The sequence below is a fragment of the Novosphingobium marinum genome, from assembly GCF_013408095.1.
GTDB classification, from domain to species: Bacteria; Pseudomonadota; Alphaproteobacteria; order Sphingomonadales; family Sphingomonadaceae; genus Novosphingobium; species Novosphingobium marinum.
Window position 1 is genome coordinate 407978 of record NZ_JACBZF010000001.1, and the last position, 20004, is coordinate 427981.

The 20004-nt window shown below is 63.1% G+C and carries 16 protein-coding genes and 1 tRNA gene; 11 read left to right on the plus strand and 6 right to left on the minus strand.

All coding sequences use genetic code 11. The annotated features are described in order from the left end of the window. The first annotated feature begins 10 nt into the window (after positions 1 to 10). On the plus strand, positions 11 to 1906 hold the full coding sequence (locus tag FHS75_RS01950; RefSeq protein ID WP_179406039.1) for an XrtA/PEP-CTERM system amidotransferase: 1896 nt from the start codon (positions 11 to 13) through the stop codon (positions 1904 to 1906). 88 nt (positions 1907 to 1994) lie between these two features. Then, positions 1995 to 4268 carry an EAL domain-containing protein gene (locus tag FHS75_RS01955; RefSeq protein ID WP_179406040.1) on the plus strand — a complete coding sequence of 758 codons (2274 nt, stop codon included), beginning with the start codon at positions 1995 to 1997 and terminating at the stop codon, positions 4266 to 4268. 283 nt (positions 4269 to 4551) lie between these two features. Here FHS75_RS01955 and zapE read toward each other — a convergent pair whose 3' ends face one another. The 3 genes from zapE to FHS75_RS01970 are packed head-to-tail and all read right to left on the minus strand — an operon-like array spanning position 4552 to position 6929. Beyond that, positions 4552 to 5670, minus strand: a complete 1119-nt coding sequence (gene zapE / locus FHS75_RS01960; protein ID WP_179406041.1) for a cell division protein ZapE — start codon at positions 5668 to 5670, stop codon at positions 4552 to 4554. Further along, a complete protein-coding gene (locus tag FHS75_RS01965) occupies positions 5667 to 6128 on the minus strand; it encodes a PaaI family thioesterase (protein WP_229735460.1) in 462 nt (153 codons plus the stop codon). The genes zapE and FHS75_RS01965 overlap by 4 nt, the downstream gene beginning before the upstream one ends. Positions 6129 to 6146: 18 nt before the next feature. Further along, positions 6147 to 6929, minus strand: a complete 783-nt coding sequence (locus FHS75_RS01970; protein ID WP_179406042.1) for a succinate dehydrogenase iron-sulfur subunit — start codon at positions 6927 to 6929, stop codon at positions 6147 to 6149. A gap of 193 nt (positions 6930 to 7122) precedes the next feature. On the opposite strand from FHS75_RS01970, the gene FHS75_RS01975 reads away from it, so the two are divergent. Beyond that, positions 7123 to 7755, plus strand: a complete 633-nt coding sequence (locus FHS75_RS01975) for a class I SAM-dependent methyltransferase (RefSeq protein ID WP_179406043.1) — start codon at positions 7123 to 7125, stop codon at positions 7753 to 7755. Between the two features lie 37 nt (positions 7756 to 7792). On the opposite strand, the gene FHS75_RS01980 is transcribed toward FHS75_RS01975, so the two are convergent. Beyond that, entirely contained in the window at positions 7793 to 10537 is a 2745-nt protein-coding gene (locus tag FHS75_RS01980; RefSeq protein ID WP_179406044.1) for an Rne/Rng family ribonuclease, read from the minus strand. A 481-nt stretch (positions 10538 to 11018) separates the two neighbouring features. Here FHS75_RS01980 and FHS75_RS01985 point away from each other — a divergent pair, with 481 nt between their 5' ends. Continuing rightward, positions 11019 to 11885, plus strand: coding sequence for an N-acetylmuramoyl-L-alanine amidase family protein (locus FHS75_RS01985; protein WP_179406045.1), 867 nt, complete (start codon positions 11019 to 11021; stop codon positions 11883 to 11885). 53 nt (positions 11886 to 11938) lie between these two features. Continuing rightward, positions 11939 to 14464: a penicillin-binding protein 1A gene (locus FHS75_RS01990; protein WP_179406046.1), complete on the plus strand. Its 2526-nt coding sequence runs from the start codon at positions 11939 to 11941 to the stop codon at positions 14462 to 14464. Between the two features lie 25 nt (positions 14465 to 14489). On the opposite strand, the gene FHS75_RS01995 is transcribed toward FHS75_RS01990, so the two are convergent. Then, complete coding sequence (locus FHS75_RS01995) at positions 14490 to 14960, minus strand: hypothetical protein (protein WP_229735461.1); 471 nt, start codon at positions 14958 to 14960, stop codon at positions 14490 to 14492. A 14-nt stretch (positions 14961 to 14974) separates the two neighbouring features. Between FHS75_RS01995 and efp the strand changes: the two genes are divergently transcribed. The 6 genes from efp to FHS75_RS02025 all read left to right on the plus strand — a co-directional run bounded on the left by efp (position 14975) and on the right by FHS75_RS02025 (position 19252). Then, positions 14975 to 15538, plus strand: a complete 564-nt coding sequence (gene efp / locus FHS75_RS02000; protein WP_179406047.1) for an elongation factor P — start codon at positions 14975 to 14977, stop codon at positions 15536 to 15538. Between the two features lie 26 nt (positions 15539 to 15564). Continuing rightward, the gene (locus tag FHS75_RS02005; RefSeq protein WP_179406048.1) at positions 15565 to 16383 is read left to right on the plus strand and encodes an inositol monophosphatase family protein; all 819 of its coding nucleotides are present in this window, start codon (positions 15565 to 15567) and stop codon (positions 16381 to 16383) included. A gap of 69 nt (positions 16384 to 16452) precedes the next feature. After that, positions 16453 to 16537 (plus strand) — tRNA-Leu (locus FHS75_RS02010). A gap of 69 nt (positions 16538 to 16606) precedes the next feature. Then, positions 16607 to 17464, plus strand: coding sequence for a hypothetical protein (locus FHS75_RS02015; protein WP_179406049.1), 858 nt, complete (start codon positions 16607 to 16609; stop codon positions 17462 to 17464). Between the two features lie 12 nt (positions 17465 to 17476). Continuing rightward, positions 17477 to 17917 carry a hypothetical protein gene (locus FHS75_RS02020; protein ID WP_179406050.1) on the plus strand — a complete coding sequence of 147 codons (441 nt, stop codon included), beginning with the start codon at positions 17477 to 17479 and terminating at the stop codon, positions 17915 to 17917. An 18-nt stretch (positions 17918 to 17935) separates the two neighbouring features. Beyond that, positions 17936 to 19252 carry an amidohydrolase gene (locus tag FHS75_RS02025; protein WP_179406051.1) on the plus strand — a complete coding sequence of 439 codons (1317 nt, stop codon included), beginning with the start codon at positions 17936 to 17938 and terminating at the stop codon, positions 19250 to 19252. A 16-nt stretch (positions 19253 to 19268) separates the two neighbouring features. Here FHS75_RS02025 and FHS75_RS02030 read toward each other — a convergent pair whose 3' ends face one another. Next, positions 19269 to 19820, minus strand: a complete 552-nt coding sequence (locus FHS75_RS02030) for a hypothetical protein (protein ID WP_179406052.1) — start codon at positions 19818 to 19820, stop codon at positions 19269 to 19271. Between the last annotated feature and the right edge of the window lie 184 nt (positions 19821 to 20004).

The window sequence follows — 20004 nt, forward strand, 5'->3', positions numbered from 1 at the left end:
CTTCCGACCTATGTGTGGCATCGCCGGCATCTTCCATCTTTCCACGCCGAAGCCGGTCGATCCGGCGCGCGTGGAACGCATGTGCGACGCGATGGTCCATCGCGGGCCCGACGGCCACGGCGTCTGGACCGCTCGGGGGGTAGGGCTGGGGCATCGCCGACTGTCGATCATCGATGTCGCCGGCTCGCCGCAGCCAATGGTATCGGCAGACGGACGCGCGGTGCTGGTCTTCAACGGCGAGATCTACAATTTTCGCGAATTGCGCGAGGAGCTGCGCGCTACCGGTGCCGAGTTCCTTACCGATGGCGATAGCGAGGTTATTCTTGCCGCCTGGCAGCGCTGGGGTCCGGGATGCGTCGACCACCTGCATGGGATGTTCGCTTTCGCGATTTACGACTGTTCGGACCGATCGCTTTTCCTTGCGCGCGACCGTCTGGGCGTGAAACCCCTCTTCCTTGCCGAAGTGAGCGATGGCAGCGTGATCTTCGGTTCGGAACTGAAGGCGTTGCTGGCCCACCCGATGCTGCGGCGCGAAGTCGATCCGCTGGCGATCGAGGACTACCTTGCCTGGGGATACGTTCCCGATGCGCGCTCGATCCTGAAAGGCGTGACCAAGCTTCCGGCGGGCCATTCGCTCCTGCTGCAACACGGCAAGCCGACGCCGCGCCCGTCGCGATGGTGGGATGTGTCGTTCGCGGACCGGAGGAAGGAAAGTGCGGCAGATCTCGAGGCTGAACTGCTTCACTTGCTGCGTAGGGCCGTGCGGTCGCGAATGGTCTCCGACGTGCCACTGGGTGCATTTCTTTCCGGCGGGGTGGACAGCTCCTCCGTGGTCGGGCTGATGGCCGAAGCGAGCAGCGAACCGGTGCGGACCTGCTCCATAGGCTTCGATGTGGCGCGGCTGGATGAGACGAGCCACGCCCGCACGGTTGCGGAGCTTTTCGCCACGGATCACCGAAGCCGCATCGTATCGCGCGACGATTTCGAGCATGTGGATGCGCTCGTCGACATGTTCGACGAGCCGTTTGCCGACGCTTCGGCCCTGCCGACATGGCGGGTCTGCCAGCTTGCGCGCGAGAGCGTGACCGTCGCGCTTTCAGGCGACGGAGCGGATGAAGCCTTTGCAGGCTACCGTCGTCACGTTTTCCAGCAAGGCGAGGATCGGCTGCGCAGGCTGCTTCCGACCGGCCTTCGCGCGCCGTTGTTCGGGACCCTCGGCCGGATATATCCGAAAGCGGACTGGGCTCCGCGTGCATTCAGGGCCAAGTCGACCTTCCAGTCGCTCGCGGTCTCGAGCGAGGAGGGGTATGCCCGCTCGCTTTCGGTGACGTCCGCCGAGGCGCGCGATCGCCTCTTTTCGCCGGAATTCCAGCGTGTGCGCGGCGATTACCGGGCAGAGGCCGAAGTGGTCGCGTTGATGCGTTCGATACCGGCGCGTAGCGGTCTAGACCGCGCGCAGTACGCCGATCTCAAATTCTGGCTTCCCGGTGACATCCTCACCAAGGTCGACCGGGCGAGCATGGCGGTCAGCCTCGAAGCGCGCGAGCCGCTGCTCGATCACCGGCTGGTCGAATTCGCGGCATCGCTTCCGGAAGCGATGCGCGTCCGGTCAGGCACCGGCAAATGGCTGATGAAGCGAACGATGCGACGCTACTTGCCGGAGGAAATCCTCTATCGCCAGAAGCAGGGCTTCGTCACGCCCATCGCCGACTGGTTTCGCGGACCACTCGCAGGCGTAGCCCGACAGATCGGGGAGAGCACCTCGCTGGCGCGAACAGGCTGGTTCGAAAGGTCGGTAATCGACGGTCTTGCGCAGGCCCATATCGCCGGAAGTTCGGACCACGGACGGCTCCTTTGGCAGTTGCTCATGCTCGATCGATCGCTCGCCCGGCTCGGCATCGCGTGAGCCCCGCCGTAAAGCATCATGCGATGGTAAGCCGATCTTAAGCCTCCTGCACTATTAGCAGGATGTTAAGGTTCCAAACGGGCGGAAAATGCTGGCTTACCTCAAGAAGCCTCTTGTCGCGGCACTGATATTCGCCTGTCTTTGCGGGGTGCTTCGGCTCGTCGAGCCGCTCGATTTCCTCTATTGGAATAACCGTTTCCGCTGGTTCGGAAACGAAGCCGCGCCCCAGTCCGTGGTTCTCGTCGAAATCGGTGACGACGATGCGGCAGCGGGTGCCCCGCCGGTCGGAAAACTGTTCGAAAAGTTCAACGAGATGCACCCGCGTCGCGTCTATCTCGACCTTGGTAGCGACGCCGACACTGTTTCCGCGCTCGCGGCGGGAATTTCGGCGCTCAAGGCCCCGTTGACGATCGTCGCTCGCTTCGAATCGCCGGACAATTTCGGTGCGGACAACATAGATTTTCCCAATGCGACGGAACTGCAGGATGCCGACATCGCGATTTCGGGCTGGTACACCAATTTCCTCGGTTACGCGCTTGCTTCGCCTTACGAAGTTGATGTGGACGGACGAATCCTTCCGGCGCTGGCCCCGCAAATAGCAGGCCGCAGGGGCGATGCGGCCGAATATTTCATGCCCGACTTCTCGATGGATCCGAACAGCATTCCTGTCATATCGGCGCATGCACTGATCGCAGGGCAGGTGGCGCCGGTATCGCTCGCCGACAAGAATGTCGTCGTGGTTCACGCAGAAGCGGCACCGGGCCGCAGGCTTGGCTATTTCGGTCACGGCCGTATTTCCCCCGTGGCGCTCGACATCGCCGGATCGGTAGGCGTGCAGTCCGGGCGATCGACCAACGTGGGGTGGATTGGCCTTCTGTGTCTTTTCGCAGGCCTCGCCTGGGGGGCTTCCGGCATCGCTTCGACAAGGGTGCGTCGCATAGCCTACGGCGCAATCGTGGCTACCTGCCTCGTCGGGCCCGGTTTGCTTCAGGAAGTCGGGCTGTACAGCAACGTCGGCCCGGTTCTCGTGGCGCTATTCCTGTTCGGCATGCTGAAGCTCTGGAGCAAGTGGCGCCGCCGGGTGATCGAGACGAGCGCCTCGGGACTGCCCAACTTTGTCGCGCTTGCGGCGCGAAAGGTGCCGGAAGGACACGATGTCGTGGTCGCGACCATCAGCCGATACGAGGAATTCCTGGCAACCCTCCCATCCTCGCTCCATCAGGAATGCGCCAACCAGATCGCGCGACGCTTCACCGTCGGCAGCAACGCGACCGAGGTTTATCACGGCGACGGCGGGCACTTCGCCTGGATCGACGGCCCGGCAGATACGCGCGAACAGTTCGATCACTTCGAGGGACTTCGCGCCCTGTTTTCGGCTCCGTTGCTCATCGGCGACCGGATGTTCGACACGAACGTGCATTTCGGTCTCGACCGCAACTATGAGGCGGACACGCTGACCCGGCTAAACATGGCGCTTGCGAGTTCGACCGAGGCGCTGAAGACGGGCCAGACGGTCGAGCAGTTCGAATCGCGCCGGCTGGCCGACGCGCCGTGGGAGCTCTCGCTGCTGGCGCGTATCGACGAGGGCATGCGCAACGGAGATATCTGGCTGGCCTATCAGCCGCAGTGGAGCTTTGCCGAGCAGCAGGTCTGCGCCGCCGAGGCGCTTATACGCTGGAACGACCCGGCGCGTGGTCCGATCAGTCCCGCCGCTTTCATTGTGCAGGCGGAGAAGGCCGGCCGCATCGATGCGCTGACCTATTGGGTTTTCGAACAGGCGGTTTCCGCCGCGCGGGAGTTCGCGACCGTCCGGCCGGACTTCAAGATCAGCATCAATCTTTCGGCCCAGCTCGTCGACAAGGCTTCGCTGATCAGTTCGATATCCGAACTGTCGCGCAAGCACGCGATAGACTGTCGTAACTTCACGATCGAAGTGACCGAGACGGCCAGCGTCTACAACCGGCCGCGCGCCGTCGAGAACCTGCGCAAGCTTCAGGCGATGGGCTTTCGCCTGGCAATCGACGATTTCGGCACCGGCGAGGCAAGCTTGCGCTACCTTGCCGAATTGCCGAGCAACGAACTGAAGATCGACCGCAGTTTCATCTCGGCCATCACGAGCAATCCGAGGGCGAAACGCATCGTCGCCAGCACGATCAGCCTCGCGCACGATCTTGGCCAGACCGTCGTCGGGGAGGGGATCGAGAACGAAAGCGTCTTCTCGATGCTCGGCGAAATGGGCTGCGACGTAGGGCAGGGCTATTACATCGCCCACCCGCAACCTATCGACCAGTTGCGATCCCAGTTCGGGGCATGGCGGCAATTTCCTGTGGAATCTTTAGGACTTGTTAACCGCTTAAGATGATGTTAACCAGAGCCTCCAACCAACATGGAGGCAGCTATGCAAATCGGCTGGTCGATCTGGAAATATCTTTTCAGCTAAGTTAACCCGCTGATTTCCATCGGTTTGGTGGAATTGAAGGGGTTGAAAGACTTTTGACATCGGGGTTCCCGAGGTCGAGTCGCAAAATTTACTCTTGACCATTGTTGGTCAGGGTCGCGAAGCCCCCGGCGAAGTGTTCGCCGGGGTTTTGCGTTCTGCTCCTACCCAGGAAGTTTCATTGGAGCCGCCTTTCGGCGGACCCGGCTCAGTCTTCGCCGTGCCCCAAGGCAAGGTACTCCGCGCTGCGCATTTCCTGCAGCCGGCTGGCCGTCCTCTCGAACTCGAAACTGCCGTCGCCTGACGTATAGAGGTCTTCGGGCTCCGCATCTGCCGCGGCGATCAGTTTCACCTTGTTTTCGTACAGAGCATCGATGAGCGTCACGAAACGCGCGGCTTCGTTCCTGTTCTCGGGTCCCATCATCGGTATGCCGACCAGAATGACGGTGTGATAGGCGCGCGCGATCGCAAGGTAGTCGGCCGCGCCTCGCGGCTCGCCGCAAAGCCGCTTGAAACTGAAAACGCCGACGCCCTTGAGGCTTTTCGGAACGTGAAGCGCTCGATTGCCGCCCAGGTCCAGCTCGGCGGAAGGCACGTGCGCGGCATCTTCCGGCGCATAATCGGTCAGCCGGAAGAACGCTTCCCGCGCCTGGTCGGTAGCAGCGGGACCGAGTGGGTGATGCCATGTCTCCATATCGCCCAGCCGGTCCAGCCGGTAGTCAACCGGGCCGTTAAGCGTGACGACGTCCATCTCCTCCTCGACCAGCGCGATGAACGGCAGGAAGTGCTCCCGATTGAGGCCGTCCTTGTACAAGTCGCGGGGAGGGCGGTTCGACGTGGTAACGACGGTGACGCCTTCATCGCGGATCAGCTTCGTGAACAGCCGGCTCATGATCATGGCATCGGCGGAATTGTTCACGACCATTTCGTCGAACGCCAGGCAATGCGCCTTTTCGGCTATCCTGGCTGCGACCGGCGGTATCGGATCGCCGATTTCCTTCGCCCGCTCCTCGCGAAGCAGGGCGTGGACCTCGATCATGAAGGCGTGGAAATGTACCCGGCGCTTTTCGTCGATCTTCAGCGTCTGGTGAAACAGGTCCATCAGCATGGACTTGCCCCTGCCGACTCCGCCCCACATGTAGATGCCGCGCGTTGCCTCGCGCTTTTTCCCGCGCAGTTTGGCGAGCAGCCCCTTCGCACTGGCCTGAGAGCTTTCCAGTTCGCGCTGCAGTTTCTCGAGCATCTCTGCAGCCGCTGCCTGCTCGGCATCCGGTCGCAACTCTCCGGAAGCGAGCAGCGCCTCGTACCGGTGAATGAGGCCGGTCATCGCCGGGAAGGCTTGCGGATCGTGCCCGAGAAGCTGGCAATCGGGGTGCCGTCCTGGACAACGAGTCCCCGCAGGAAGCCGAAGCGTCCGGTTTCCCTGACCAGTTCCACCTCGGCATCGGTGGGCTTGCCGATGGTCCCGGCGCCTACGAATTGCGTCGTCAGGTCGAGCGTCACAGCGTTGCTGGGATCCTTGCCGGTAAGAGCGAAATATCCGGCAAACAGGGCAATATCGATGAGTGCGGCGATCACGCCCCCGTGGAGCCCGTCAACCAGGTTGGCATGGCGACGGTCCGGAAAGAAGCGAAGAATACCCTTCTCGCCATCACGCCGTACGAGGAGCGGAGCCATGACCACGCTGTTGAAAACGCTGGCGTCGGCAACGTCCCACGTCATCCAGCCGGGATGCTCCGCAGAGCGGATACATACGAACGGACTGTCTTCGGACGGCAATTTCACGCGAAAACCCGGCGCCGATCAGATCTGGCGTTCGGCCTGCATCTTCTTGATCTCGGCAATCGCCCGCGCCGGACTGAGACCCTTCGGGCAGACGTTCGCGCAATTCATGATCGTATGGCAGCGATAGAGCCGGAAGGGGTCCTCGAGCTCGTCCAGCCGCTCGCCGGTCATCTCATCGCGGCTGTCGGCAAGCCAGCGATAGGCCTGGAGCAGGATCGCCGGACCAAGGAACTTGTCGGAATTCCACCAGTAACTCGGGCACGAGGTCGAGCAGCAAGCGCACAGGATGCACTCGTAAAGGCCGTCGAGCTTTTCGCGCTGCTCCGGGCTCTGCAGACGTTCCTTGCCCGACGGCGTGTTCGACACGGTCTGCAGCCAGGGGCGGATCGAGGCGTACTGCGCGTAGAAATGCGTAAAGTCGGGAACGAGGTCCTTGATCACTTCCATGTGAGGCAGGGGGGTGATCCGCACTTCGCCCTTGAGGTCTTCGATCGCGGTCGTGCAGGCAAGACCGTTGCGTCCGTTCATGTTCATCGCGCACGAGCCGCAAATCCCTTCGCGGCAGGACCGGCGGAAAGTGAGCGTCGGATCCTGCTCGCTCTTCATCTTGATGAGCGCATCGAGGACCATCGGGCCGCAGGTGTCGAGGTCGATGTCGAAGGTGTCGTAGCGCGGATTTTCGCCGCTGTCCGGATCGTACCGATAGACCTTGAACTTCTTGATGCGGCCGCCGCCTTCCGCCTCGTGATGCCGGGACTTTCCGGTAATCTTGCTGTTCTTGGGAAGGGTAAAGGTAGCCATCTTGTCGTTCCTGGATTGCTGCGATGCGGCAGGCCGCGTCCCGTCGCTCCTCTCTAGCGATTCATCCGCATCGGGCAAGTGTACGCTTGGCGAGATAACCCCTGCGATTTTCGTCAGTAAGCCGACTTGCGAAAGGATGCTTGTCTCCCGGTCCATTTAGGAACAGGCTCGCATCTTGAAAGGGGTTTGTCCGATGGGCTTCGGATCGTGGTGGGACGACAAGGTCGTTCCACGCTGCATCAGGTTTGCGTGCGGCGCGAAACCGATCATGGAATTGCGCTCGCAACTCGTCCCCTCGGCAGCAGGCCGGGTGCTGGAGCTCGGCTGCGGCGGGGGGATCAACCTCGAACTCTACGATACGTCCCGCGTTACCGCGTTCGCCGGCATCGATCCTTCCGAAAAAGGCATCGAATATGCGCGGGAAGCGGCGGCGAAGCGCGGCATGAATTCGGATATCAGGCAGGGCTTCGGCGAGGAGCTTCCGTTCGCGGACGACACATTCGACACTGTCGTTTCCACCTTCACGCTCTGCTCGGTTTCCGACCATGCGCGAACGATCGGCGAGCTCAGGCGGGTGTTGAAGCCCGGCGGAACGTTCCTGTTCGCCGAGCATGGACGCTCGCCCGATCGAAACGTCGCCAGGTGGCAGGATCGTATAGAACCGGCCTGGAAGCGAGTGTTCGGAGGTTGCCACCTGTCGCGCCCGATTTCGCCGGCCATCGCGGATTCCGGCTTCGACAGTGAACCTGCGGGATCGGGTTACCTTCTGCCCGGTCCCCGGTTCGCGACTTGGGTGGAATGGGGCCGGGCCGTCAAACCGGCCTGAACGGACGTCCCGGAATCGTTTCCGGGACGTCCATCGTTCAATTCCCGAAGGTCCGTTGCCACCAGCCGCGGCGCGGCTGATCGCCCGTCTCGTCATCGCCCGCCGCACCGGCAGGCTCGGGTTCGGCCCGATCCTGTGCCTCTGTTTCAGGAGCAGGTTCGGAAGCTGCCGGTTGTTCGGCGACCGGTTCGGGATCGGCGGCAGCAGCAGTTTCGGTTTCCGCGGGAGCGTCCACCTTCTTGCGCCGCGTGCGCTTCGGCTTGGCAGGCGCATCTCCGGCCTGCTCGGCTTCTGCCGGAGCATCGGCCTTCTTGCGTCGCGTGCGCTTGGGTTTTTCCGGCGCTTCCTCCACGTCCTTGCCGCCTTCGGACGGAACGGCGGTTTCGGCTTCGGCAGGAACGTCCGCCTTCTTGCGGCGCGTACGCCGCTTCTTGGGTTCGGCCGGCGCTTCCTCGGCTGCCGCTTCGGCCTGTTCTTCGGTTACAGCTTCGGCTTCCTGATCCGCATCGGGCTGCGTATCCTGTGCCGTCGTCTCATTTTCGCCGCCATCGGTTTCGCCGTCGCTCGACGGTTCTTCATCGTCGTTCCAAGCTTCGCCCGACTGGCTTCCCCGACCGCGACCCCCGCGACGGCGACGGCCGCCGCGACGGCGACGCTTCTTGGGCATATCGTCGTCGTCCTCGTCGTCCTGATCCGAAGAGGGCGTGTCGGTTTCGTCTTTGCCGTCTTCTTCTTCTTCTTCGTCGTCGTTGTCGCCATCGGAAGCCTGGCGATCATCGTTCCGGCGATTGCGACCGCGACCGCCGCGGCGCCGTTTCCGGCGCTTGCGACGGGGTTCGCCGTCCTGCTCATCGCTTTCGGCCTCGTCGTTGTCGTCCTCGATGTCCTCGACGTCATTGTCGTCGTCGTCGATGATCGGCGCGAAGTCGGGCACCGAATCGGGACGCGGGCCGGACGATGACACGCGCATCTTGGCGCCTTCGTTCTCGCCCTCCGGGATGACTTCGACCGAAACGCCGTAACGTGCCTCGATCTCGGCAAGGTCGCCGCGCTTCGAATTGAGCAGGTAGACCGCTGCCTCGGTGCTCGCATAAAGCGTGATGACCGAGCCCTTGCCCTTGGCGGCTTCGTCCTCGATCAGGCGCAGCGCAGACAAGCCGGCGGAACTTGCCGTCCTGACAAGGCCGGTACCGTCGCAATGCGGACAACTGCGCGTCGTTGCCTCGAGCACGCCGGTGCGCAAGCGCTGGCGGCTCATTTCCATGAGGCCGAAGCTGGAAATGCGGCCCACCTGGATGCGGGCGCGGTCGGTCTTGAGCGCGTCCTTCATCGCCTTCTCGACCTTCCGGACGTTCGATCCGTACTCCATGTCGATGAAGTCGATGACGACGAGCCCGGCCATGTCGCGCAGGCGCAACTGGCGGGCGATCTCGCGCGCGGCCTCGAGGTTGGTGGCAAGCGCCGTCTGCTCGATGCCGTGCTCCTTGGTGGCGCGGCCAGAGTTGATGTCGATCGAGACGAGCGCCTCGGTCGGGTTGATCACGATGTAGCCACCCGATTTGAGCTGCACCACCGGATCGTACATCGCGGTGAGCTGGTCCTCCGCTCCATAGCGCTGGAACAGCGGGACGGGATCCGAATAGGCCTTCACCCGTCGCGCATGGCTTGGCATGAGCAGCTTCATGAAGGACTTGGCGGAGCGATATCCTTCCTCGCCCTCGACCACAACTTCCTCGATCTCGCGATTGTAGATGTCGCGTATGGCCCGCTTGATCAGGTCGCTGTCCGAATGGATCAGGGCGGGAGCAGCCGATTGCAGGGTATTCTCGCGGATTTCGTCCCAGAGCCGCGCAAGGTAGTCGAAGTCGCGCTTGATCTCGTTCTTGGTGCGCGAAAGCCCGGCGGTCCGCACGATGCATCCCATCGAGCGGGGCAGGTTCAGTTCCGAGATTATGCCCTTGAGGCGCTTGCGATCCGATGCCGAATTGATCTTGCGGCTGATACCGCCGCCGTGGCTCGAATTCGGCATGAGAACACAGTAGCGGCCGGCTAGGCTGAGGTAAGTGGTGAGCGCCGCACCCTTGTTCCCGCGCTCTTCCTTGACGACCTGGACGAGCAGAACCTGGCGCCGGTGGATGACGTCCTGGATCTTGTAGCGCCGGCGAAGCGCCATCCGCTTGGCGCGAACTTCCTCGACCTGCTTCGAGCGTCCGCCCGAACGACCCTGCCGCCGCCCCCGACCGCGTCGCCTGCCGCCGGAACCGGACCCGGCTTCGTCGTCCGGGCCGTCGGATTCGCCGTTGTCGTCGAACCCGTTTTCGACATGCCCGGCCTCGATCGTCGCGATCTGGTCCTTCTCGGACGTGTCGATCTCGGTCAGGCCGCCATCGTCCTCGTCGAGATCCTCGTCGTCGTCACCCTCGTCCTCGAAATCGGCATCGGGCGCGTCGTCGTCCTCGTTTTCGGCGGCACGCAGAGCCGCTTCTTCCTCGGCATGCGCAGCCTCTTCGGCGAGAAGGGCTTCGCGGTCCTCCTTGGGAATCTGGTAATAGTCGGGATGGATCTCGCTGAACGCCAGGAAGCCGTGACGGTTGCCGCCGAAATCGACGAAGGCTGCCTGAAGGGAAGGTTCGACCCGCGTTACTTTCGCGAGGTAGATGTTGCCTTTAATCTGCTTGTGTTCTGCGGATTCGAAATCGAATTCTTCAATACGGTTGCCCTTGAGCACCGCCACCCGCGTTTCTTCCGGGTGGCGCGCATCGATTAGCATGCGCATGGCCATTATGTAGTCTCCAGCCGCGCCGCGAAGCGGATATTGCCGACATGCCGGCGCGGATTTGTTCAGATGTCCCGCCGGAACGCGCGGCAGCCGGAGGCGCCGGGTTGCGGAAGGAAGCGTGGTAGGAACCGGAGTTTGCTCCGGAGGATAAATTCGTGTCCGCGAAATCAGGAGAGCGTGGCGATTCTGGGCACGCAGCGCCAAGCGCCGTTCGAGCCGGAACCCTTGCGGGTTGCGGCTTGCAGGGCGGCAAATGGCTTCTCATGGTTCGCGTCAACCTGGTTCGGGTCGGGAAAGAGTATTCCCGGATAACTCTTTCCGGAGCGGCGACGAATGGATTTGCCCCCATGTCTTCCTTCGACCGGTCCCTGTCCGGTTTCGAGGTAGAGCTTCGTCGGCTCCGGCGAAAAATGCCTAGCATCCATAAATTTGAACGGCAAGTTTCTTGCGCGCCGCCAAGGCATGACGCTAACGCTCGCTGCAAATGTCGCGAAAATTGCAGCTTCTGTTTCTGTTCCTGGTGCCGCTTGCGGTCCTCGCCGGCGCCATATGGCTCGATGCGACGTACGGCACGCCCGGACGCGGGCACGCATACGTGGTGCGACTTGACCTCCCGCCCGCCGGCATGGATGCCGCGCTTCCCGAAGTGCGCGGCCCGCGCGACGCCCGTCGGCCGCTGGTGGTGCTTGATGCCGGCCACGGCGGACACGACCCCGGATCGGGGAAGGGCAGCATAAGGGAAAAGACGGTTGCGCTCCAGATATCCTCGAAGGTGCGGGACATCCTGCTTGACGATGGCGGCATCCGCGTCGCGATGACGCGCGAAACCGACCAGTACTTCACGCTTGCGGAGCGTTTCACCATGGCGCGCAAGCTCGGCGCCGACCTCTTCGTCTCGATCCACGCCGACAGCGTCGACAGCAACGTCGCCCGGGGCGCAAGCGTCTACGTACTGTCAGAAAAGGGGTCGACCGAAGCTGCCGAGAAGATGGCGGCGCGCGAAAATGCGGCGGATACCCTGAACGGGGTATCGCTCACCCGGACCGACGACACGGTCGACGCGATCCTTCTGGACCTGTCGCAGCGTGAAACGCAGACCGGTTCGGCGCAGGCCGCCCGGCTGCTTCTTCGCGAGCTGCGCGGAACCGTGAGGCTGCATCGCGAGCAAGTGCAGTCGGCCGCCTTCGGCGTGCTGAAGGCACCCGACATGCCTTCGATCCTTTTCGAGACCGGGTTCATCAGCAATCCATCCGACGAAGCCTATCTGACGTCGGAGGAAGGGCAGGCGGAGATTGCCCGGGCCGCCGCGCAGGCGATCCGCGTCTACTTCGCCCGCCGATCGGACAGCTGAGGCTCCATACCGCTGGCCTATGACGAAAGCCCCGTGCTAGAGACCACGACGACATGAGCGAACCTTCAGAAGCCGAAGAAAACTTAAGCTACAAGGTACGCCGCGAAGCGAGCGGCCTGGCCTCGCGTCTGGCGAGGATGTGGCGCGAACGCAAATGGCTGCGGCGTCTGCTGATTGCTGCCGCCATCCTCGTGGTCGTGTTCCTAATCGCATGGACCATAATCGTGCGCAGCCTGCCCTCCGCCGACAAGCTGCTCGATTATCAGCCTCCTCTGCCGACGATGGTGCGGGGTATCGACGGCGAGATTGTCTACAGTTACGCCCGCGAACGGCGCGTCCAGCTGCGCTTCGTCGACTTCCCGGAGCCTCTTACCAACGCGTTCCTGTCAGCCGAGGACAAGACCTTCTGGAGCCATGGCGGCGTCGACCTGACCGGTCTGGCCGGGGCCGTGGTCGACTATGTATCGAAACTCGGATCGGGCCAGCGCGCCAAGGGCGGATCGACGATCACGCAGCAGGTCGCCAAGAACATCCTGATCGGCGACGAATACTCGGTCACGCGCAAGCTCAAGGAAATGGTGCTTGCGCGGCGGATCGAAAGCGTCCTCACCAAAGAGCAGATTCTTGAGCTCTATCTCAACGAAATCCCGCTCGGCCGCCAGAGCTTCGGCGTGCAGGCCGCGTCGCGAGCCTATTTCGGCAAGGACGTCGGGGAACTCGAACTTCACGAGGCGGCGTTCCTCGCGATCCTGCCGAAGGCGCCTGAACGCTACAGCCGTGCCAAACACGCCGATCTTGCGATAGCACGCCGCAATTACGTTCTCGAGCAGATGGTCGAGAATGGCTGGGCGACACGTGCCGAAGCGGATGCGGCCAAGGCCCAGCCGCTGGGCCTGATCCGTCGCCAGAGTGAATCGTACGATTCGGCGGGCGGCTACTTTGTCGAGGAAGTGCGCCGCCGCCTTATCGAACGTTACGGCGAGACCGCCGAGGATGGCGACAACAGTGTCTACGCCGGCGGACTCTGGGTGCGCACGTCGCTCGATACCGAAATGCAGCGCGCGGCCCGCAACGCGCTTCGGGCCGGGCTGTTGCGCTATCATGCCGGCAAGGGCTGGCGCGGTCCGATCGACCGAATCACGGATCTCGATCCCGACCGCTGGCAATCGCAGGTCATTCTGGCGAACAAGTCGGTCGATTACGAGGACTGGCGCGTGGGAGTGGTTCTTTCGCTCGACGGAAACCGTGGTCGGATCGGGTTCGCCGATGGAGAGAGTTACGACCTGACCAACATACCGGATCGCCTGCGGACGGGCGATCTCATAGCCGCGGCTCCGGCCGGAAGCGGGTCCTACGCGGTGCGCACGATCCCCGAAGTTGCCGGAGGCATGGTCGTCGAGGAAGTCGACACCGGTCGTGTCGTCGCGGTCCAGGGCGGGTTCGATTCCGGGCTAGGTTCGTTCAACCGCGCGACACAGGCGATGCGTCAGCCGGGATCGACGATCAAGCCGTTCGTCTACGCCACGGGTCTGGAAGCCGGCATGACGCCTGCCTCGATGGTCCTCGACGGGCAGTTCTGCGTCTATCAGGGCGCAGCGCTCGGCCAGAAGTGTTTCAGGAACTTCGGCGGGGGCGGAGGCGGCACGCACACGATGCGCTGGGGCCTCGAACAGTCACGCAACCTCATGACCGTCCGCATCGCCAACGATTCCGGCATGGATCGGGTGACCAAGACGTTCAGCAACGTCGGCATCGGCGATTACAAGCCCTACCTGTCGTTCGCGCTGGGCGCCGGCGAAACCACGGTGCTGCGGATGGTGAATGCCTATGCCGCGCTCGCCAACCAGGGCGTGCAGTACGATGCGACGCTGATCGACTACGTGCAGGACCGGAACGGGAAGGTCATCTGGCGCGCGGATTCGCGTCGCTGCGTCGGGTGCGACATGGATGAATGGGACGGCAAGCCGATGCCGCGCCTGGAACCGCGCGGCAAGCAGGTCATGGACCCGCGCACCGCATTCCAGACCGTGCACATGCTCACCGGCGTGGTGACGCGCGGCACCGCCGTCGTCCTTCGGGACCTTGGCCTGCCCCTGTTCGGCAAGACCGGTACGACCACGGGGCCGACCAACGTCTGGTTCGTCGGCGGTTCGCAGAAATACGTGTCAGGTGTCTATCTGGGCTTCGACCAGCCGCGCTCGATGGGCGGTTATGCTCAGGGCGGGCGGCTGGCCGCGCCCGTCTTCAAGCAGCTGGTCCAGGAAACGAAGGACCGCTGGCGAACACAGCCGTTCATCGCTCCCGAAGGGGTGCGCATGGTCAAGATCGATCGGCGCACCGGCAAGCGCGTCTTCGGCGCGGAACCCGGCTCGGACCCGAAGGCCTCGGTGATCTGGGAAGCTTTCCAGCCCGATACCGAGCCCAAGCGGTCGACCGCCGACGAATTCGCGCAGCAGCGCGATGCGCTGATCGCGGCGATCCGGCGCGGACGTCAGGCGCAGCAGTCCGCCACGCGGAGCAATGCGTCCGCGAGCGAGGAACCGAAGAATTTCGCGGAAGAGCAGGGCGGGGTTTACTGAGAACGTCAGTGTGCGGACGCTGCAGCTAGTCCGCCGTGCGGTTGTTCCGTGTCCCGAGGATGCACCGGATACTGCCCGGCGCACCCGACCCGTCGATTTCTCGCAAGAAGCCGCGCGACTGGCGATGGAACTTGCGACCTTCGAACGGCCCGCTCGTCATCACGACGCGGTCGCCGGTAAGTAGGTAGGTCCCGCGCGTTCCCCCGGCACGATAGCTCGATGCGCTGACGACCTTGAAGTCTGCTTCGGGCATGCGATCGCCTGCCGGTCCAAGGGCGTCGCCGGGCGCCTCGCACGCGTACCAGCCCTTTTCGAGGGTGCCCAGCGTGCCGCCGGGAACCGCCGCGGCAGGCGCGGCGACAAGCGATGTTGCCAGGGCGAGGACAAGGCTCTTCCCGTTCTTTATGGCGCGTCTGCTATCACCCGGGCCGCGCGATTGCCAGCAGCGCGGCAAGGGGCTATGGGCGCGGCTTTCCCGAATATCGCTCTTTCGCATCAAAGGTTCTCTCCATGAAAATCAGCGGCGTGGACATCCGTCCCGGCAACATTCTCGAATACGAAAACGGCATCTGGAAAGTCGCCAAGACGCAGCATACCCAGCCGGGCAAGGGTGGCGCCTACATGCAGGTCGAGATGAAGAATCTGATCGACGGTCGCAAGACCAACGTGCGTTTCCGCAGCGCCGACACGGTCGAGAAGGTTCACCTCGAAACCAAGGACTTCCAGTACCTTTACGCCGACGACGACCAGCTTGTCTTCATGGACACCGAGACCTTCGAGCAGATCCAGCTTCCGACCGACTTGCTGGGCGATGCCGCCGCGTTCCTGCAGGACGGTATGACCGTGCAGCTTGAAATGTACGATGAACGGCCGATCTCCGTTCAGCTTCCCGACCAGGTCGAGGCCGACATCGTCGAGGCCGATGCGGTGGTGAAGGGCCAGACGGCGTCATCCAGTTACAAGCCTGCCGTACTCGACAATGGCATACGGGTGATGGTCCCGCCGCACATCGAAAGCGGAACCCGCATCGTCGTTGACGTTTACGAACGTACCTACGTCCGCAAGGCGGACTGAACGCTAGTCGAACGGTACGTATCCAGATGGCACTTTCCGGACTTATCCGCGTGATGGAGCGAGCCGCGCGCAAGGCGGGGCAGCGGTTGCGGCGCGACTTCGGTGAAATCGAGCATCTTCAGGTTTCCCGCAAGGGACCTTCCGATTTTGTCTCGAAGGCCGATCGCGCGGCGGAACGCACTATCTATGACGAATTGCTCGCGGCACGCCCCGACTGGGGCTTCCTAATGGAGGAGGCCGGCGAGATTCTGGGCGACGAAACCAAGCCGCGCTGGGTCGTCGATCCGCTCGACGGCACCACGAACTTCCTGCACGGCATCCCGCACTTCGCGGTTTCGATTGCCGCGCAGGAGCCGCGGCTCGACGGCAAGGGATGGGGCGACGTGGTTGCCGCCATCGTCTACCAGCCGATCACCGACGAGAGCTTCTGGGCTGAGAAGAACCGGGGTGCATGGCTGCACGATGGTCGCCTGCGCGTGTCGGCGCGCCGCCATCTGGATGAATCCCTTATCGCGACGGGCATTCCCTTCGCCGATCACGGCAGCCTGCCGGAATGGATGAAGATATATCAGGCGCTCGGCCCGCAAGTCGCCGGTATCCGGCGCTACGGATCGGCAGCGCTCGACCTCGCCTGGCTCGCGGCGGGCCGGTACGACGGTTTCTGGGAGAGCGGGCTCAATCCCTGGGATACTGCCGCCGGCTGTCTCCTCGTTCGCGAGGCCGGCGGGTTCGTTTCGGACTGGCGCGGCCGCTCTCAGCCGATCTGCGATGCACAGGTGCTGGCGGGCAACGATGCTCTGCACACGCGGCTTCACAAGATCCTTGCCGGAGCGCTCAAGGCCTGAGCGGTTGCCGGCCGCCCGCGGCGGCTTGAACGCGCCGGTTGCTGCGGCTAGACGAACGCGCGCCCGGGAGCCCCTGTGGCGGAATCGGTAGACGCGAACGACTCAAAATCGTTTTTCTTCGGAAGTGCCCGTTCGAGTCGGGCCAGGGGCACCAAGGGCGACGGCCTCGCTTGTAATCGCTTTGCAATGCGCCGATGCTGAGTCAGGGCAAACGGAGGCAGGCATGGCGAAAGAGGAAGAAGTCTACGTTCTTTCCGAGGATTCGATGGTCAGGCTCTGGCTGACCGAGAAGCTCGCAAGCGGTCGGATGACGCAGGCCCAGGCAGACAAGTTCTGGTCGGACTACGGCAGGGGAGGTTCTCGCTTTCTCGCCAGCTACTTCGCCGCTGCCGGTGACATCGCGACCTTGACTAAACTTGCCAATGACCTCGGCACCCCGCTGGGCCGCGTCTATTTCAAGCGCTATGGCGGCAAGCTCCATGTGGTCTTCAAGGGCAGGCCGGGATTGCGCAAAGTCCTGACTGGAACGAAATACTCGGTGAAGAATGCCAAGGTCGTCAAGTTCGGCATCGGCAAGGCAGGAGTGAAAGCCGCTTCCAAGGGCGGAGCCTTTATTTCGATCTTCCTGCTGACTGCCTGGAACATCGCCGATTACGTGCTCAACGACCGCGCTACACTCGGCCAGCTCCTCGGAACGATTGCGACAGATATCACGAAGGTTGCCGTTTCTGCCGGCGTCGGTGCGATGGCGGGGGCGGCGGCGGTCGGCACTGTGATCGGAACATTCGCGCTTGGTCCTCTGATCGTCGCGGTAGCGGTCGGAATAGGCGTTGCCGTCGTTCTCGATGCGCTCGATGCGAAATACAAATGGACCGAATCCCTGTCCAAGGCGATCGACGAATACTCCGAAAAGGCGAGGCAGGCCGCCGAGCGGGCGAAGCAGGGCGCGATAGACCGTTTCGAGGACGGAGTGCGGAATCTCGCGAACGGACTGATCGACCTCGCGGTGGACTCGCTCTCGAGGTACGCTCGTCGCAAAGTGGACGAGCTCTGGCGACGAATGCCGCTACCCCGATTGTAGGCTCTGGCAAGCATGCATGAGGTTTCCAGAAGGTCCAGCATAGGACTTGCGGCGGTGCTGGTACTGCTTGCCGCAGCACTTTCGGCTATCTGGATCGAGTGGCTCACCGGGTTCTTTGCGGTATTGGGCGCAGCGGGACCGGTGGCGAAACTGGACACCGGCGCGGCACTGGCAATACCGTTTTCGCTTGTTTTACTGCTTCTTGCCTATTCCAGTCTTTCAGGAATTCGGAGCGAACCAAAGCCCAAGCTGCGTTCGCTCATGCGCATTTCCCTGTTCCTCATCGTTGCGGGGCCGCTTGCGGTGTTGGGCCTCTATAAGGTCGTTCCGCCTATGCTCGAGGCTCGTGGCTACATGCGATGTGCCGATAATTCGTCATCCCTTTTCCCTTCTCTTTTCTTCGCTCGGGAGCCCGCGGCGTGTCCCGAAAGTATGCTTGCCGGTGCCACATAGCCTGCTTAAGCTCCTTGCATGAAGCCACATGACATTGCAGCGGCGCTGGCCGCCTTTTCCCTGCCCCTCACGGCCAATGCCGAAACGGTCGCGGAGGCGATCCGCGACGACATGCCCGGCCTCATGGAGATCTACCGCGATCTTCATGCCAACCCTGAACTCAGCTTTCAGGAAGAGCGCAGCGCCGGTGTGATGGCTAGGGCGGCGCGCGATGCGGGGTTCGAAGTGACCGAGGGCGTCGGACGAACCGGCATCGTCGCGTTGATGCGGAACGGGCCCGGTCCGACCGTCCTCATCCGCGCGGACATGGACGGCTTGCCGGTTACGGAGCAGACCGGACTACCCTATGCCTCGACCCGCACGGGCGTTCCGGAATCCGGCGTCGAGAGCGGCATCATGCATGCCTGCGGACACGATACGCACATGACCGGCTGGATCGCCACGGCACGACAGATGGCGGAACGGCGCGGCGAGTGGTCGGGAACGCTGGTCATGATCGGCCAGCCTGCTGAGGAACTCGGCCTCGGGGCCCGCGAGATGCTCGCCGACGGCTTGTACGAGCGGTTTCCGAAGCCCGATTACACACTTGCCTTCCACGACACGCCGCAGCTTCCCGCCGGAACGATCGGTGCCGCGCCCGGATGGATGCTCGCCAACGTGGACAGCGTCGATGTGACCGTAAAGGGAGTGGGCGGGCACGGCGCCTATCCGCAAACCACCAGGGATCCGATCGTGCTCGCCAGTGCAATCGTCATGAAATTGCAGACGCTGGCCAGCCGCGAAATCGATCCGAGCGATCCCGTGGTGGTGACGGTCGGGAGTTTCCATGCCGGGACGAAGCACAACATCATTTCGGACGAGGCCAGACTGCAATTGACGGTTCGCAGCTACTCGGACGCGACGCGCAGGAAGCTTCTCGACGGCATCCGCCGGATTGCACGGGGCGAGGCGATGGCAGCGGGGATGCCGGACGATCTGATGCCCGAGGTGTCCGTGAAGGAACCCTACACTCGCGCGACCTGGAATTCCCCGGTATTCACCGAGCAGACCATGGCGCACCTTTCACAGAACATGGGCGAGGATCGCGTGCGTACCGTGCCGCCGGTCATGGGCGGCGAGGATTTCGGCGAGTTCAGGCGCGCGGACGAGGATTCGATCGAGTCGTTCATTTTCTGGGTGGGCGGAACTCCGGCCGAACGGTTGAGCGAAGCCGCGAACGGCGGGGACCCGATACCTTCGCTGCACAGCCCCTTCTGGGCTCCCGACGCAGAGGCTGTGATCGGGGCAGGGGCGGAAGCCCTGACGCTCACCGCGCTTCGGCTGATGCCGAAGTGACAGGCCCCGTGGCCATCTAGAACCAGCTTTCCTCGACCTCCGCTTCGCCCGTGCGCCGGCGCGACGCCTCGATCATCTGTTCCACTTCGCGGGGCGACATCTTGTCCGCACGCTGGGCTGCCTTCTTGCGCGCTTCCTCCAGCCGCTTGCGATACTCCTCGGCGGACATTCCCGGGGGCGGGGGAGGTATGCGCGGAGCATCGCCCGATGCGGCCGCGGGTGCGACAGGCAGCGCCATGTCGCTGGGCATCGGCGGGGCGCTCGCCTGGCTACCGCCCCCCACATAACTCGTGGGCGCGCCTATCATCTCGTCGGTGCCGAAGGATCCGGTCGGCGCCCGGTCGGTCCGGAATTCGAAGCCCTTGCGGCCGGTCTTTCCGCCTTGCCGTTCGTGATCGGCTCGCTGCAACTCCGTCTTTGCCTCGCGTTCGGCGACCCGGTCGGCAATCGCTTCCCGCTTCTCGCCGTCGGCGAAGAGCGCGAGGCTTGCCGTGATCACGAGCGTAACGATCGCGAAATGGCGATATACCTTCGCATTGAGCGCAGGAGCGGGAGCGACACGGGCCATGACGACCCGATACCGCGCAAGCGTTAAAGCGTGCGCATCGCAACAGGGTTAATTCCAGGTTGCCGGACTCCACGTACCGGAAAGCGACCGGGCGCGAGAGGTGTCAAATCTTCCGACAATCCTGCCGCGAAAGAATGGAAAAAGCGAAAAGTCTTCTGACAACGCTGTCAGATTTACCGACATT